Raw genomic sequence first — 15496 nt, 5'->3', positions numbered from 1 at the left:
ACCCCTAGCACGAAGCGCAGAGGCCAAAGCCGAGCGCGAGACGAAGGCCGGAAAGGGCGAACTGATGGCGAATACTTCAGGCGGTGACAGCAAGAACACGCTTTATTGCAGCTTTTGTGGCAAGAGCCAGCACGAGGTGCGAAAGCTGATTGCGGGGCCGACTGTGTTTATCTGCGATGAATGCGTCGAACTGTGCATGGATATTATTCGCGAAGAGACCAAGGGCTCCAGCCTCAAATCGAGCGAAGGTGTGCCGACGCCGCAAGAAATTTGCGGTGTTCTGGATGATTATGTCATCGGACAGGCGACGGCCAAGCGCGTGCTGTCTGTTGCGGTGCACAACCATTACAAACGCCTCAATCACGCCCAGAAGGGCGGCGATATCGAGCTTTCGAAATCAAATATCCTGCTGATCGGCCCGACGGGCTGTGGCAAAACCTTGCTGGCGCAAACGCTGGCGCGGATTCTGGATGTGCCGTTTACCATGGCGGATGCGACCACGCTGACCGAAGCGGGCTATGTGGGCGAGGATGTTGAAAACATCATTCTCAAGCTTTTGCAAAGTGCTGAATACAATGTGGAACGTGCGCAGCGCGGGATCGTTTATATCGACGAGGTCGACAAGATCACTCGCAAATCCGAAAACCCTTCGATCACCCGCGATGTGAGCGGCGAGGGTGTGCAGCAGGCGCTTTTGAAGCTGATGGAAGGTACGGTTGCCTCTGTGCCGCCACAGGGCGGGCGCAAGCATCCGCAGCAGGAATTCCTGCAAGTGGACACCACGAACATCCTGTTTATCTGCGGTGGCGCTTTTGCGGGCCTTGACCGGATTATCAAGCAGCGCGGCAAAGGCTCGGCTATGGGCTTTGGCGCGGATGTGCGTGACGAAAGCCTTGTCGGCATTGGCGAGACGTTCAAATCGCTTGAGCCGGAAGATCTGCTCAAATTTGGCTTGATCCCCGAGTTTGTCGGCCGTTTGCCTGTTTTGGCAACGCTGGAAGACCTCGACGAAGATGCGCTTGTCACGATTTTGACCGAGCCGAAGAACGCGCTTGTGAAGCAGTATCAACGCTTGTTCGAGTTGGAAAATGCGCAGCTGACCTTTACCGATGATGCGCTGAAAGCGATCGCGCGCCGTGCGATCCAGCGCAAGACAGGGGCCCGCGGGCTTCGCTCGATCCTCGAGGACATTCTGCTCGACACAATGTTTGATTTGCCTGCACTTGAAAACGTGGAGGAAGTTGTTGTGAATGAAGAGGCTGTTACGTCGGATGCACAGCCGCTGATCATTTATGCGGACCAGAAGAAAAAGGAAGGCGCGGCCAGCTAAAGCCAGGCCTGCTTGAAATGTGAAAGCCCCGTAGCCTCATTCAAGGCGCGGGGCTTTTCTTTTTGGAGCGGGATCAAACGGGGCGGAACTTGCCGCCCAAAAGCTCCTGAACGCCGGATTGAGAGAAATTTTCCCAGACCTGCGCAGAAGGTTCGATAAATCCGCCAGCGAGCAGTGCATTTTGCAGGCTGGGAAAGTCTATTTCACCAATCGCATGGCGTGCCTTGCGCTCGCCTTCGGGCATCCAGCTGCGCACAAGGGCATCAACGCTGAGTGCGGTGACGCCCGCGAAGGACTGTAGATGGGTCTCGATATAGTCGGTGGCGGAAGAGCGGCGGCGCACCACAATGGCAAGCTTCTGGTGTGGGCCCATAACCATGGCGGCAAGGTGAATCGCGGAGCCTTCGGCGGCGATGATATGGCTTGCGGCCTTGTAGCGCGCGATTTGTGTTGCGATATCATGCTCTTGGGGATGAAATATTTCATAGCCTTGCGCTGCGAGCTGGGTTTCAAGCTCACCTTCTCCCACAAGCGAGCCTTTGCGGAACTCGAATTTGGAGCGTGAGATATAAAGCTTGTCCGGGCCAGAAGGCGAGATGGTTGCGCCGAATGCTCCGGCTATGAAGGTGCGAAACTCGGGGGTGCCGCGCGAGATTTTGCCAAGGCCAAAGCCCTGACCCGGCACGATAAGGCGCTCAACGCGGGTGGGTGCTTTTGCAACACGTACGGGCAGGCCGGGGGCCAACTCTTCAAGGAACTTCCATTGCCAGCGCTTGACCAGATCGGCGTTGCGCGGGCGCTTGGGGGTGAAAAGAATCCCGTCGATTTTGCCCTCATAGGCCTGAAGCCCCCAGAGGCGCGGCGTGCTTTCGGCCAGAAAATGCCCGAAGTGCAGCCAGAGTTGCCCGCCCCAGAGCCACGTGCCTTCAAGGGTTTCCGGCACGGTTTCGGGCATTGCCGGGGCTTCTGTGAGTGGCCGTGTGCGCCGCCAGAGCGCGCCTTGGTTGACATATGCTCCCTTGGCGGTGAGAACCCCTGTGGGCTGCACAAGCCCTGCCACTGCGGGCGGAACCACGATGGCGTCTTCGACTTCTGTGATCTTGCGTGACCAGCCTTCCTCGGGGTCGGGGGCTGATTTTGGCACATCGGGGCCGCGCAGACAGGTCCAGACCAGCCGTGTGCTGACCTCGTTGACCTTTGAAAAGCCTGCTTTACGCAGGATATCCTTGCATTCGCGCATGCCGTCTTTGCCGTAAGCCTCGGGGTGAAATTCGAGCACGATGGCGCGGATGCCTTCAAGGTTGGCATGACGCAAGAAGTCGAGTTCGCCGCCTTCGATGTCCATCAGAAGGACGGTGGGTTTGAAGCTTGTGCGCAACTCTTCAAAATGCGCTGTCGGGATGCTGACGGCGGTTGTTTCGCGGGCTTCACTGTCGGTGAGGGACGAGCCGAGGAAGCTGTTGCGCAGAAAAAAATCAACACTTTCAGGTGGTTCAGGCTCGGTGAGCAGAACCTTGTTGTGCAGCGTGATCTTGGATTTGATCCGGTTGAGAGCATAGAGCGCCTCGATATGCGGGATCATGTTGGGGTTGGCCTCAAAGGAAACCATGGCCGCGGGGCGGGCATTGCATTGAGTAACCGCGCCGACGATGCCGAGGCCTGCGCCCATCTCCACAACGCGGTCTTCAGGCCCGACGACATGCAAGGCGCCTGCGATTTCCTGCCCCTCGTAGCGGGCGGCGTTTATGCGCTCGATGCGTTTTTCGGTGAGGTAGGGAGATGGTGGAACTTTGACACCCATGCATTCTGCGACATGGGGAGAAGTGGTTCGGGTGTTCATTTTGCGCTGCTCGGCTGCTTATGTTTTTAGGATGTTAGCAAAATTGTGGTGAGGGAGCTACGAGTTTGAGCGAAGATGCGCGAAGTTTTCGCGCCATAGGCTCATTTGCGTGAGGCGAGGCTGGACCTTGGCCGAGATTTGGGCCATATCTGGGCCGAGAATTGTGGAGGCTCATATGGGCATTTTGAAATCAATCCTGCGAGTGGCCACATGGTGGAACGGCTCGACGCTGAACACACAGCTTTACACATGGCGCAAAGGCAAGCGCGTGGGGGAAGATGCGCAGGGCAATGTCTATTACACGAGCCGCGACGGGAAACGCCGTTGGGTGATTTTTAACGGCACGGTCGAAGCAAGCCGCATTGATGCGAACTGGCACGGCTGGCTGCACCACACGTTCAAGGAAACGCCCACAGACGCGCCTTTGCCGCATAAGGCTTGGGAAAAGCCGCATGAAGCAAACCTCACGGGCACGCCTTTGGCCTATGCACCAGACGGCTCTTTGCGCCGCGCTGAGCCGAAAGAGCGGCGCGATTACGAGGCTTGGGTTCCCGAGTAGGGGGCGGGCGCGATATGTCGGAAAATACAACAGAAGTTTTGGTCGGCGGGGCCGTTTTGGCGGCAGCGGTGGCGTTTGTGCTCTACACAGGGCAGGCAACAGGCTTTGCAGCGCAGGGCGCGGGCTATCCTTTGAGCGCCTCGTTCCGCTCGCTTGAGGGGGTCACTGTCGGCACGGATGTGCGGCTGGCCGGTGTGAAGGTTGGCACGGTGACGGATGTTTCGCTGAATGCCGAAACCTACCGCGCCGATACCACGATCAGCGTGAAAACAGGGGTGCAGATCCCTGATGACAGCGCAGTGATTGTGAGCCAGGAGGGGCTTCTGGGCGGTAATTTCGTTGAGATTATGCCGGGTGGCTCGCCGTTTTTCTATGAGCAGGGCGACGAAATTCTCGATACCCAGGGCTCTGTTTCGCTGATTTCCCTGTTGCTCAAGTTTGTAGCCGGCGACTCGGAGAGCAGTGAATGAGCTTGCGCGTGGCTGTTCTGGCTTTTGCGCTGGCTGCAAGTGCCGCACAGGCCGAGGACGTCAGCCTTGGGGCCGGTGCGGTCTTGCGCGGGCTTGATAAGGTGAATGGCAAGACAACCGACCTTGAGCTGGCCAATGGCACAAGTATTGAATACGGGCGGCTTGTGGTCTCGCTGGGCGAATGTCGTTACCCTGCCGGCAACCCTTCGGGCGATGCTTATGCGTTTCTGACGATCCGCGAGATCGGCAAATCGGACATGATGTTTTCGGGCTGGATGATTGCTTCATCGCCTGCGCTCAATGCGCTGGACCATGCGCGTTATGATGTCTGGGTGACTCGCTGCAAGACGCAGTGAGGATCTTGCTCTAATTCCTTCGAGAACAGATCGGCTCTGCTGCTCAACGCTTCGGCGAGTTGGGCGCGATAGCTGGCGCGGCTGATCTCGATGCCGCCGAGAGAGGCGAGGTGAGGCGTGAGGAACTGTGTGTCAAAGAGCGTGAAGCCCGTGCGCGCCAAGTGATCGACCAGATGGGCGAGGGCGAGTTTTGACCCACCTGTGGCACGGCTGAACATGCTTTCTCCGAAAAATGCGCGGCCGAGCGTGATGCCGTAAGTGCCGCCGATGAGCGCGCCATTTTGCCAGATTTCAAAAGAATGAGCGAAGCCAGCTTCATGAAGCTCGTTGAAAACCTGCTCGATACCGGCGTTGATCCACGTATCTTCACGGTCAGCGCAGGCCGTGATCACTTCGGAGAAGTTATAATTGATTGCAGGGATGTAGCCCCCTTTCTTCATCTGCCGCGCGAGACTGCGGGAGATGTGAAAGCCGTTGAGCGGGATGACACCCCGCTCGCGCGGATCGACCCAGAATATCTCGGGGTCGGTACGGCCTTCGGACATCGGAAAGACGCCCGAAGCATAGGCATGAAGCACAACTTCGGGGGTGAGGCTCATGCCTCTCCGAAGTGTGTTTCGAGCCAGTGTTCCAGCCAGTGGATGTTGTATCCGCCGGTCTGGATGTCTTCTTCGGCCAGCAGCGCGTGGAAGAGCGGCACAGTGGTGTCGATACCATCGACGATGAGTTCGCCAAGCGCACGATTGAGACGCGCGAGCGCTTCCGGGCGGTCGCGTCCATGGACGATGAGCTTACCGATGAGGCTGTCGTAGTAGGGCGGGATGGAATAACCGTCATAAAGCGCGCTATCCATCCGCACGCCGAGGCCGCCCGGCGCGTGAAACTGCGTGATCTTGCCAGGGCAGGGCGAGAAGTTTGGCAGTTTTTCGGCGTTGATGCGCACTTCGATGGCGTGACCGTTGATCTGCAAGTCGTCCTGCGTGAACGACATCGGCAGCCCTTCGGCAACGCGGATTTGCTCGCGCACCAGATCGACACCAAAGATGGCTTCGGTGACAGGATGCTCGACTTGCAGGCGGGTGTTCATTTCGATGAAGTAAAACTCGCCGTTTTCATAGAGAAATTCGATCGTGCCCGCGCCGATGTAGTTGATATTGGCCACAGCATCGGCACAGACCTTGCCGATTTTGGCGCGTTCTTCAGCGGTGATTGAGGGGCCGGGGGCTTCCTCGAACACTTTCTGGTGGCGGCGCTGGAGCGAGCAGTCGCGCTCGCCAAGGTGGACAGCATTGCCCTTGCCATCGCCAAACACCTGAATCTCGATATGGCGGGGGGTTGTGAGATATTTCTCGATATAGACTTCGTCGTTACCGAAGTTCGATTTGCCTTCGGCGCGGGCGGTCTGAAAGGCTTTTTCCATTTCAGCGGCATTTTGCGCCACTTTCATGCCCTTGCCGCCGCCACCCGCTGTGGCTTTGATGATGACAGGGTAGCCGATCTCTTCGCCGATGCGCTTGGCATCTTCCAGCGTGGCGACACCGCCAGTGGAACCCGGAACAACGGGAACGCCAAGGTTGATCATGGTTTCTTTGGCGGTGATCTTGTCGCCCATGACGCGGATGTGCTCGGCTGTCGGGCCGATGAAGATCAGGTCATGATCTTCGATTATTTGCACGAAATTGGCGTTCTCGGAGAGGAAGCCATAGCCCGGGTGAATGGCCTGGGCGCCGGTGATTTCGCAGGCGGCGATGATTGCGGGAATCGACAGGTAGCTGTCGGTGCTCGGCGCGGGGCCGATGCAGACGCTTTCATCGGCCATGCGAACATGCATCGCGTCAGCGTCGGCTGTGGAGTGCACGGCCACGCTTCGGATACCCATCTCACGGCAGGCGCGAATGACCCTCAGGGCGATCTCACCGCGATTGGCGACAAGGACTTTCTCAATCATATCAGAGCCTTATTCGATAATCATCAGGGGGGCGCCATATTCGACAGCATCGCCATCGGAAACGAGAATGCGCTTGACCTCGCCCGATTTGGGGGCGGGAATGTGGTTCATTGTTTTCATCGCTTCGACGATGAGCAGTGTATCGCCTTCGCTGACGCGCTGGCCAACAGAAACGAAGGAAGGCGCATCGGGCTCGGGCTGAAGGTAAACTGTGCCGACCATCGGTGAGTTTACAGCGCCCGGGTGGCTTGAAGGATCTTCAACAGGTGCCGCGGCTGCGGCGGGTGCGGCAGCAGGGGCAGCGCCAACAGGCGCGGCAGCGGCCACGGGGGCTGCAACGTGCTGCACCACTTCGGCTTTGCGACTGACGCGGACATTCAGGCTGTCGTTATCGCCATATTCGCGTTTTACGTTGAGCTCGGTGAGGTCGTTCTCGCCCAAGATTTTCGCCAGTGCCTCGATGAAAGCCACGTCGGTGTCATGAGTGCCGTCTTTTTTTGTCATCATGTCCTCGGTTTATTGGCCCCGTGCTTTACGGAGCGTCAGGTTTTTGCGCCTTATAGGCGAAGTTTTTGGGCGTGAAAAGCCAGATATCTTACGCAAGTGTTGAGGCTTTTGGCAGGAAATTGCGAGGGGAAATTGTGCTTCATAGCGGCATTCCCGAGAGTTTGGCCACCAGCTCGGCCAGTTTGCGCGCGCCGAACTTCTCTTGCAAGCGGGCGCGGTAGACTTCGATTGTGCGGTAGCTGAGGCCCAGTTCGCGTCCGATTTCTTTGGAGGTGAGGCCACGGCAGGTGAGCATGGCGACTTCGCGCTCGCGCACTGTGAGGGCGACAAGGGGACGCTCCTGGGAGAGGTCGGCAAAGCTCCAGACGCCATGGCGGAAGGGAGCGTCAGGGGTGAGGCTTTGGCCGCGCACGCGACACCAGAAAAGCGCGCCTGCGCGGCGGCGCATGATACGCTCGTCTGCGTAGCGGCCTGTTGTGCGCATGACGGCAAGGCCACGCGCGCCGATGCGTTCATAATCCTCGCGGCTGGGGTAGAGCGCTTCCAGCGGCGTATTGATATAGCTCTCCGGTGTGCCGCCGAAGACCTCGGCAAAGAGCGCATTGGCTGATTTGATGATGCGGTTCTCCAACACCACAAGCCCGATAGGGGCGTGAGTGAAGGCCAGATCATGTTGGGTGGGCTGCGTCATGGCACGAGTTTGACTGCTTTTCACGGGCGCAGCAAGGGCGCGTATTTCTACAGCATTGATTGAGCGGAGAATGCGGTGTTTGAATAGGTTAAAGTCTGGGAGGGCCTCATGAATATTGCTGAATACCTTTACCGCATTGCGCAGATCAACCCTGCGCGGGAGGCGGTTTTTCTGGGAGAAACCTGCGTTGCGGATTATGCGCAGTTTTCGCGGCAGGCGCGGCAGGTGGCGGCATTTTTGAAGGCCGAGGGGGTGGGCAAAGGCGCGCCTGTCGGTATTTTTATGAAGAACCTGCCGGAGTATCTGGTGGTGCAATACGGTATCTGGATGGCAGGCGCGATTGCTGTGCCGATCAATGCGAAGCTGCATGGGCGTGAGGCGGAGTGGATTATCGGGAATGCGGAGGCGCAGATTGTCTTTACCTCGCCCGAGTTGACGGCAGCTCTGCAAGACGTGGGGTGTGCGGCGCGGCTGATTGATGTGACGGGGCCGGAGTATGCCGCGATACTGGAAGGCGAGGCGTTGGCGCAGCCCGAGAGCTGTGCAGCCGATGATGTGGCTTGGCTGTTTTACACATCCGGCACGACAGGGCGGCCGAAGGGGGTGATGATGACCCACCGTATGCTGCGCTCGATGGCGCTGTGTTATTTTGTTGATGCCGATCAGGTGAGTGACAAGGATACAATTTTATATGCGGCGCCGATGAGCCACGGGGCGGGCATTTACAGCGTTATGCATGTGATGGTCGGGGCGCGGCATGTTTGCCCGCCGTCGGGAGGGTTTGACGAGGCCGAAATCTTCGAGCTGGCGGCGCATTTCGGCAATGTGCATATGTTTGCCGCGCCGACCATGGTGAAGCGAATGACGCTTGCGGCGAAAGCGGCGGGCGTGCGGGGAGAAGGCTTGCGCAGTATCGTTTATGCGGGCGGGCCGATGTATAACGCCGATATTATCGAGGCGGTTGAGCAGTTCGGGCCAGTGTTTTTGCAGATTTACGGTCAGGGCGAGTGCCCCATGGGGATTACGGCTCTGTCACGCCATGATGTGTCTGATCGCAGCCACCCGCGTTGGCGCGCGCGGCTTGGCTCTGTCGGGCGGGCGCAATCGGCTGTTGAGGTGAAGATTGGCGGCGCAGACGGCAAGGAGCTTGCACGCGGCGAAGTCGGCGAGATCATGGTGCGGGGCGACACTGTGATGAGGGGTTATTGGAAAAACCCCGAGGCAACGGCCAAGACGCTTGTGAACGGCTGGCTTTTGACAGGTGACATGGGGAATATGGACGAAGACGGCTATATCACCATGCATGACCGCTCCAAGGATATGATTATCACAGGTGGCAGTAATGTTTACCCACGCGAGGTGGAAGAAGTGCTGCTGGAGTTGCCTGATGTGGAAGAAGTGAGCGTTGTCGGGCGCGCGCATCCCGAATGGGGCGAAGATGTTGTGGCCTTTGTGGTGATGGCTGATGGGGCAGAGTTGGACCGTGCCAGGCTTGATGCGCAATGTCTGGAGAATATTGCGAGGTTCAAGCGGCCGAAAGATTATTATGCGCTGAGCGAGCTGCCGAAAAACAACTACGGCAAGGTTTTGAAAACCGAGCTGCGGGCGATGCTGGAGGAGAAAGCATGAGTGAGTTGAGCGGAAAAACAGCACTGGTGACTGGCTCGGTGCAGGGGATTGGCCTTGAGGTTGCAAAGGCGCTTGGTGGGGCTGGTGCGCGGGTTGCTTTGCACGGGCTGGCGAGCGCAGTCGAGGCGGAAGCCGCTTGTGAGGCAGTGCGCGCGGCGGGAGCTGCGGAAGCCAAATTTTTTGGGGGCGATATGCGGGACGCCGCCGCGATTGATGCGATGATGGCCAAGGTGAAGGCCTGGGGGCCGGTGGATATTCTGGTCAACAATGCGGGCATTCAGCACACTGCACCTTTGGCAGAAATGCCGCGTGACAAATGGGACGCGATCCTCACGATTAACCTGTCGGCGGCGTTTCATACCATGCAGTCTTTGATGCCCGATATGGCGGCGCGCGGCTTTGGACGGGTGGTTAATATTGCCTCCGTTCACGGGCTTGTGGCGAGTAAGGATAAGGCGCCTTACGTAGCGGCGAAATTTGGTCTTGTGGGGCTGAGCCGTGTTGCGGCGCTGGAATATGCCAGCGCTGGCAGCAAGGAGAGCGGCGGCGTGACAGTGAACTGCATCGCCCCAGGCTGGACGGAAACGGCGATTATCCAGCCGCAGATTGAAGCGCGCGCAGCCCTGCACGGTGGCGACCGCGCTGCTGGTATTGCAGATTTGCTGAGTGAAAAGCAACCGACGCGGCGCACCTCGGACCCAGCGGAGATTGGCGCGCTTGCGCTTTGGCTCTGTGCGCGGGTGGCGCATAATGTGACGGGCGCGACCATTCCGATTGATGGCGGTTGGACGGCGCAATAAGAGCCTAGCCGGTTTTCTGCTCTTCCTGAAGCATGGCGATTTCCTGCGTGAGGCGCATTTCGATGAGGTAGGCGGCTGTCGCGTTGCCAGTTAAGAGCAATTTGCGTGGTGGCGGGGCTTCTTTGGGGCGGCTTTCAAGCCTGAGGCGTGAGGTGTCGGAGGCGTTTGTTTGTGAAACGGCTGTTGGCAATTCAACTTTGCTTGCGGAGGCGCGCGCGTTTTGGGATTGGGCCTGCCGTTCGTGCAAGAGAGGTGTGTAGGCTGCTCGCGATTGAGATGCGATGCCGAGGCTTTCTATTGATGACATTTGCGGCTCCTTTGCTGGAGCCCCCACCATGAGTGAGTGTGGGCCTGAAAGCTTAACGACAGGTTAAGGAGTGGGGTTTGAGGCAAATGCTGCTTATTCGGTTTCCAATGGCGCTGCGCGCCATCGGACCCATGCCAAGCTGGGGCCAGCCCCCAGACCCCCGGGATATTTGTGGCAAGAAAAAAGCAGAGTGCTTTCATTATGGAAGGAAGAGAAAAACCGCGCCGAGGCAGGGCTTGGCGCGGTTTCTCAATTGGCTTTAAGCGTTTGTCAGTCGCGGTTCATGCGGTTTTCGATGAGTTCGTCGACAACTGACGGATCGGCCAGTGTCGAGGTATCGCCCAATGCACCATAGTCGTTTTCGGCGATTTTGCGCAGGATGCGACGCATGATTTTGCCGGAGCGGGTTTTGGGCAGACCCGGGGCCCATTGGATAAGGTCGGGCGAGGCGATTGGGCCGATTTCCTGGCGGACCCAGTTGCGCAGTTCTTTGCTCAACTCATCGCTGGGCTGGGCATCGTTCATCAGGGTGACGTAGCAGTATATGCCTTGGCCCTTGATGTTGTGCGGATAGCCGACGACAGCAGCTTCGGCCACGGCGGCGTGAGCGACGAGGGCGCTTTCGACTTCGGCTGTGCCCATGCGGTGACCCGAGACGTTGATCACGTCATCGACGCGCCCGGTGATCCAGTAGTCGCCATCTTCGTCGCGTTTGCAGCCGTCACCTGCGAAATAGTAGCCTTTGTAATCGGAGAAGTAGGTTTTCTCGAAGCGGTCGTGATCGCCCCAGATGGTGCGCATCTGGCCGGGCCAACTGTCTTTGAGGCAGAGAACGCCTTCGGCCGGGTATGCGCTGATTTCCTCGCCTGAAGTTGGCTCAAGCACCACGGGTTGAACGCCGAAGAAGGGCTTCATTGCGGCGCCCGGCTTGGTGGCGTGGGCGCCGGGCAGGGGGGTCATCATGTGGCCGCCTGTTTCGGTTTGCCACCACGTGTCAACGATCGGACAGCGTCCGCCGCCGACTTTTTCGTTATACCAGTTCCAGGCCTCGGGGTTGATCGGCTCGCCGACTGTGCCGAGCACTTTGAGGCTGGAGAGATCACAGCTTTCAACAAAGCTGTCGCCCTGGCCCATGAGAGCGCGCAGGGCTGTGGGGGCGGTGTAGAACTGGTTGACCTTGTGTTTTTCGCAGACCTGCCAGAAGCGCGAGGCATCGGGGTAGGTGGGCGTGCCTTCGAACATCAGCGTGGTCGCGCCGTTGGCCAGAGGCCCATAGACGATATAGCTGTGGCCTGTGACCCAGCCGACATCGGCGGTGCACCAGTAGACATCGCCATCATGGTAATCGAAGGTCAACTCCTGCGTCATTGCGGCGTAGACAAGGTAGCCACCCGAGGTGTGCACGACGCCTTTGGGCTGGCCTGTGGAGCCTGACGTGTAGAGGATGAAGAGCGGATCCTCGGCGTTCATTTCCTCTGGGGGGCAGTCGGCGGAGACTTTCTCGACTTCTTCGTGATACCAGTAGTCGAGCTCACCGCGCCAGGCGACCTGATCGCCTGTGCGCTTGACGACGAGGCATTTGACATCATCGACATCGTGCAGGAGCGCTTGATTGACGTTGTCTTTGAGCTTGGTTTTGCGGCCACCACGGGGGGCGTGATCGGCTGTGATGACGACTTTGGCGTGACAGCCGTTGATCCGTGCGCCGAGGGCATCGGGTGAGAAGCCTGCAAAAACGATCGAGTGAATCGCGCCGATGCGGGCGCAGGCGAGCATGGCATAGGCGGCTTCGGGGATCATCGGCATATAGATGATGACGCGGTCGCCTTTTTTGACCCCCATGTTTTTCAGAACATTGGCCATTTTGCCGACGTGGTGATGCAACTGCGAATAGGTGATGTGCTGCGCGGGCTCTGCGGGGTCGTCTGGCTCGAAGATGATCGCGGTTTGATTGCCACGAGTGGCAAGGTGGCGGTCAACGCAGTTGGCGGCGACGTTGAGGGTCCCGTCTTCAAACCATTTGATGTCGATATTGCCCGGCGCGTAGGAGACGTTTTTGACACTTGAGAACGGCTTGATCCAGTCGATGCGCTTGCCGTGTTCAGCCCAGAATGCATCCGGATCGTTTACAGATGCGGCATACATCTCGTCATATTTGGCAGCGGTGATATGTGCGTTAGCGGCCATTTCGGCTGAGGGTGGATAGGTCTTGGACATAGCGGTTTCCCATTTGTCTTTTTGCTGATGTTCTCTTTGCTGGCCCACCCGTGACTCTGAGAGATATCGGGCGGGCCTCATTTAGAGAGCTTAGATGGCAAGATACTCGGAACGCAACTCTGCGTTTTCGAGTACTTCTGCTGCGGAGCCGTCAAAGACGATGCCGCCAGTGTCGAGGATCACGGCGCGGTCCGCAAGCTCAAGCGCGCGAACGGCATTTTGCTCGACGAGAATAGTTGTGATGCCTTGCTCTTTGATGATGCGGAGCGTTTTTTCGATTTCGTCCACGATAACTGGTGCGAGACCTTCGTAGGGTTCGTCAAGGAGGAGCACTTTAATGTCGCGCGCGAGGGCGCGGGCGACGGCGAGCATCTGTTGTTCACCGCCTGATAGGGTGACGCCTTCTTGCTTGCGGCGTTCTTTGAGGCGGGGGAAAAGCTCGTAGAGGCGCTCAAGCGACCAGCCAAGGGGCGGGGCGATTTGTGCGAGTTGCAGGTTTTCCTCAACGGTCAGGCCAGAGATGATGCAGCGGTCTTCCGGCACAAGGCCGATACCGGCTTGCGCGGCCTGATAGCTTGACATGTTGTGCAGCGGCTGGTGATCGAGCCAGATTTCGCCATGTGTCACTTGCGGTGCATCCATGCGCGCAATCGAGCGCAGGGTCGAGGTTTTGCCCGCGCCGTTGCGCCCCAAGAGGGCGAGAATTTCGCCTTCGTGGACGTTGAAGCTGATGTTTTGCACGATGTAGCTTTCGCCATAGTAGCTTTCCATGCCCCAGACAGAGAGGAAAGCCGGTGCTGTTTCGGCGTAGTTTTTGCCTTTGGAGAAGTCGGGTTTGACGTTCATCTGATTGTTCTCCCTTACGCCGCTTCGCCGAGATACGCTTCGCGCACTTTCGGGTGGCCTTTGATGTTTTCCGGGCTGTCCTCAACCAGTGGTGTGCCTTGGGCCAGAACGGTGATCCTGTCGGCCAAAGAGAAGACAACGTGCATGTCATGCTCGATGATCGCGATGGTGATATCGCGCTCTTCCTTGATTTGTTTGAGCAGGTCGATCGTGTTGTTTGTATCGGCGCGGGCCATGCCGGCTGTTGGCTCGTCCAGCAGTAGCAGGCGGGGTTCCTGACTGAGGCACATCGCGATTTCGAGGCGGCGTTTGTCGCCCCGTGACATCGATGAAGCCTGCATCTCGCGCTTGTTGGCAAGGCCCATATCTTCGAGCATGGCCTCGGCCTTTTCGACAATGTCTTTCTCGCCCATCATGCCTTCGAGGGCGTGCATACGAAACGACCCGTCACGCTTGGCAAAGACCGGGATCATCATGTTTTCCATGACCGAGAGATCCGCGAAGATCTCGGGAGTCTGGAACACGCGGGAGATGCCCATCTGGTTGATCTCGTAAGGCGTGCGGCCCAGAACCGACTGGCCGTCAAACATGACGGAGCCTGTGTCGGGGATGAGCTTGCCCACAAAGCAGTTGAGCAGGGTGGATTTGCCCGCCCCGTTGGGGCCGATGATGGCGTGGCAGGTGTTTTCTGCAACGCTCAGGTTTACATTATTCAGAGCTTGCAGGCCACCGAAGCGCTTGCCGACGTTTTTGACTTCAAGAATTCCCATAGAAGCTCTCCTTATTCCGCAGGTGTCTGTTGGGTTTCGTCGCTGTTCTTTTTGCGACGGAACAGTCTGGCGATGCGTTGTCCGCCTTGAACAAGGCCACCGGGCAGGAAGATGATCACCAGCATGAACATGATGCCAAGCGTTAGGTGCCAGCCTTTGCCAACGAAGTAGTGCAGGAAGCCAACCAGCAGGTTTTCAAATCCGTCAGGCAGAAAGCCGAGCCAGTCGTGCAGAACATTGTCGTTGATTTTGGACAGGATGTTCTTGAAATACTCGTTGAATCCTGCGCCGAGGACGGGGCCGATGAGCGTGCCGACACCACCAAGAATGGCCATGATCACGATTTCGCCTGAAGCTGTCCAGTGCATCCGCTCGGCACCTGCGAGGGGGTCCATCGAACTGAGCAAGCCGCCCGCAAGGCCGGCGTAGATGCCGGAGATCACGAAAGCCGCGAGAATATAGGGGCGCGTGTTGAGGCCCGTGTAGTTCATCCGCTGCTGGTTTGACTTTACAGCGCGCAGCATCAGGCCGAAGGGGGAGCGGAAGATGCGGATGCTGACATAAAAGCTGACCAGCATGATGATTGCGCTGAGGTAGTAGCCTGCGTTGAAGGTGAACAACCAGCCGCCAACGTCCATCTGGTAGCTTGAGCGCATGGCCAGACCAAAGAAGTTTGTCACCGGAAGGGCGCCTTCGGCTGTGACGCTTTCGCCTAGAATGCGCGCATCGTCGAGCGAGAGCTGCAAACCCGTTTCGCCATTGGTGAGGTTGAAGTTTGATGACGGGTTGCCAAGTACCGAATAGGCGAGGTTGTAGCACATCTGTGCGATCGCCAGTGTCAGGATCGAGAAGTAGATTCCCGAGCGACGCAGACTGATGTAGCCGATGAGCAGGGCAAACACGCCCGAGACGATCATTGCCAGCAAGATTGCCGGGATCACGTTCATGCCGACAAGCTTGAACATCCAGACCGCAGAGTAGGAGCCTATGCCGAGAAAGGCGGCGTGACCGAAGCTGAGGTAGCCTGTGAGGCCGAAGAGAATGTTAAATCCGATGACGAGGATCCCGAAGATTACGAAACGCTGCATCAAGTCGGGGTAACCCGCGTTGAACATTTGCGCCAGTGAGGAGCCTTCAGGAAAAGGGTTGAGGATGAACGGAGCCAGGAGAGCCAGGGCTGCGACGATCCAGAAGAGTAGGGTGTCTTTTTTGTTCAATCCGAGCAT

General features: G+C 58.0%; 16 protein-coding genes. 6 read left to right on the top strand and 10 right to left on the bottom strand.

Features of this window, described 5'->3' with window-relative positions; genetic code table 11:
- The first annotated feature begins 64 nt into the window (after positions 1-64).
- Positions 65-1330, top strand: coding sequence for an ATP-dependent Clp protease ATP-binding subunit ClpX (gene clpX, locus OE750_RS12445; RefSeq protein WP_263764563.1), 1266 nt, complete (start codon positions 65-67; stop codon positions 1328-1330).
- 73 nt (positions 1331-1403) lie between these two features.
- Here clpX and OE750_RS12440 read toward each other — a convergent pair whose 3' ends face one another.
- On the bottom strand, positions 1404-3131 hold the full coding sequence (locus tag OE750_RS12440; RefSeq protein WP_263764561.1) for an FkbM family methyltransferase: 1728 nt from the start codon (positions 3129-3131) through the stop codon (positions 1404-1406).
- 214 nt (positions 3132-3345) lie between these two features.
- Between OE750_RS12440 and OE750_RS12435 the strand changes: the two genes are divergently transcribed.
- From OE750_RS12435 to OE750_RS12425, 3 genes are read left to right on the top strand one after another with little or no spacing between them, the layout of a single operon-like run.
- Positions 3346-3729 (top strand): NADH:ubiquinone oxidoreductase subunit NDUFA12, encoded by a 384-nt coding sequence (locus OE750_RS12435; protein ID WP_263764560.1) that lies wholly within the window; start codon positions 3346-3348, stop codon positions 3727-3729.
- 14 nt (positions 3730-3743) lie between these two features.
- Entirely contained in the window at positions 3744-4199 is a 456-nt protein-coding gene (mlaD, locus tag OE750_RS12430; RefSeq protein WP_263764559.1) for an outer membrane lipid asymmetry maintenance protein MlaD, read from the top strand.
- Positions 4196-4555: a DUF2155 domain-containing protein gene (locus OE750_RS12425; protein WP_263764558.1), complete on the top strand. Its 360-nt coding sequence runs from the start codon at positions 4196-4198 to the stop codon at positions 4553-4555. Before mlaD ends, OE750_RS12425 begins: the two co-directional genes overlap by 4 nt.
- Here the strand turns inward: OE750_RS12425 and aat are convergent.
- From aat to OE750_RS12405, 4 genes are all read right to left on the bottom strand, one after another.
- The gene (aat, locus tag OE750_RS12420) at positions 4519-5154 is read right to left on the bottom strand and encodes a leucyl/phenylalanyl-tRNA--protein transferase (RefSeq protein WP_263764557.1); all 636 of its coding nucleotides are present in this window, start codon (positions 5152-5154) and stop codon (positions 4519-4521) included. The two genes, OE750_RS12425 and aat, sit on opposite strands and share 37 nt — an antisense overlap.
- Positions 5151-6503: an acetyl-CoA carboxylase biotin carboxylase subunit gene (gene accC / locus OE750_RS12415; protein WP_263764555.1), complete on the bottom strand. Its 1353-nt coding sequence runs from the start codon at positions 6501-6503 to the stop codon at positions 5151-5153. Before accC ends, aat begins: the two co-directional genes overlap by 4 nt.
- A gap of 9 nt (positions 6504-6512) precedes the next feature.
- Positions 6513-7007, bottom strand: a complete 495-nt coding sequence (gene accB, locus OE750_RS12410; protein ID WP_263764692.1) for an acetyl-CoA carboxylase biotin carboxyl carrier protein — start codon at positions 7005-7007, stop codon at positions 6513-6515.
- Between the two features lie 142 nt (positions 7008-7149).
- Positions 7150-7701: a LuxR C-terminal-related transcriptional regulator gene (locus OE750_RS12405; RefSeq protein ID WP_263764554.1), complete on the bottom strand. Its 552-nt coding sequence runs from the start codon at positions 7699-7701 to the stop codon at positions 7150-7152.
- A gap of 108 nt (positions 7702-7809) precedes the next feature.
- On the opposite strand from OE750_RS12405, the gene OE750_RS12400 reads away from it, so the two are divergent.
- Together OE750_RS12400 and OE750_RS12395 are read left to right on the top strand one after the other, a co-directional pair.
- The gene (locus OE750_RS12400; protein ID WP_263764553.1) at positions 7810-9330 is read left to right on the top strand and encodes a class I adenylate-forming enzyme family protein; all 1521 of its coding nucleotides are present in this window, start codon (positions 7810-7812) and stop codon (positions 9328-9330) included.
- Positions 9327-10130, top strand: coding sequence for a 3-hydroxybutyrate dehydrogenase (locus tag OE750_RS12395; RefSeq protein ID WP_263764552.1), 804 nt, complete (start codon positions 9327-9329; stop codon positions 10128-10130). The genes OE750_RS12400 and OE750_RS12395 overlap by 4 nt, the downstream gene beginning before the upstream one ends.
- A 4-nt stretch (positions 10131-10134) precedes the next feature.
- Here OE750_RS12395 and OE750_RS12390 read toward each other — a convergent pair whose 3' ends face one another.
- From OE750_RS12390 to OE750_RS12370, 5 genes are all read right to left on the bottom strand, one after another.
- Positions 10135-10437, bottom strand: coding sequence for a hypothetical protein (locus OE750_RS12390; protein ID WP_263764551.1), 303 nt, complete (start codon positions 10435-10437; stop codon positions 10135-10137).
- A gap of 270 nt (positions 10438-10707) precedes the next feature.
- Positions 10708-12654: an acetate--CoA ligase gene (gene acs, locus OE750_RS12385; RefSeq protein ID WP_263764550.1), complete on the bottom strand. Its 1947-nt coding sequence runs from the start codon at positions 12652-12654 to the stop codon at positions 10708-10710.
- A 90-nt stretch (positions 12655-12744) separates the two neighbouring features.
- A complete protein-coding gene (locus OE750_RS12380) occupies positions 12745-13500 on the bottom strand; it encodes an ABC transporter ATP-binding protein (RefSeq protein ID WP_263764549.1) in 756 nt (251 codons plus the stop codon).
- Positions 13501-13514: 14 nt separating this feature from the next.
- Positions 13515-14270 (bottom strand): ABC transporter ATP-binding protein, encoded by a 756-nt coding sequence (locus OE750_RS12375; RefSeq protein WP_263764548.1) that lies wholly within the window; start codon positions 14268-14270, stop codon positions 13515-13517.
- Between the two features lie 11 nt (positions 14271-14281).
- Positions 14282-15496 carry a branched-chain amino acid ABC transporter permease gene (locus OE750_RS12370; protein WP_263764547.1) on the bottom strand — a complete coding sequence of 405 codons (1215 nt, stop codon included), beginning with the start codon at positions 15494-15496 and terminating at the stop codon, positions 14282-14284.

This window comes from Lentibacter sp. XHP0401, assembly GCF_025751535.1.
GTDB lineage: Bacteria > Pseudomonadota > Alphaproteobacteria > Rhodobacterales > Rhodobacteraceae > Lentibacter.
Note: the sequence above shows the minus strand (reverse complement) of the source record. Positions and strands in the feature narration are given on the sequence as shown.